The sequence below is a fragment of the Parendozoicomonas verongulae genome (assembly GCF_009711465.1).
Classification (GTDB): domain Bacteria; phylum Pseudomonadota; class Gammaproteobacteria; order Pseudomonadales; family Endozoicomonadaceae; genus Sansalvadorimonas; species Sansalvadorimonas verongulae.
Map to the genome: position 1 here is coordinate 1 of NZ_SMME01000063.1, position 234 is coordinate 234.

Sequence of the window (234 nt, forward strand, 5' to 3'; positions counted from 1 at the left end):
TTCGATTCGACCAGTTTGCTTAACTCTCACTGCCAGAGCAGCAAGGACGCCCAGTGCAAGGGGAAACGGAACACCACCTGCTCTTGCGGCGCTACCTTCGATACGGTCAACCTGCTTAACGCTCACCGCCGGGGCAGCCGCGACGCCCAGTGTAAGGGGAGGCGGAATACCACCTGCCCTTGCGGCGCCACCTTCGCTTCGGTTAATCTGCTTAACGCTCACCGCCGGAGCAGC

At 61.1% G+C, this 234-nt stretch carries 1 protein-coding gene; it reads right to left on the reverse strand.

Annotated features, from left to right (window positions below; translation table 11 throughout):
- A partial coding sequence (locus tag E1189_RS00085) for a hypothetical protein (protein WP_155158133.1) occupies positions 1 to 222 on the reverse strand: 222 nt, incomplete at its 3' end.
- Positions 223 to 234: the final 12 nt, after the last annotated feature.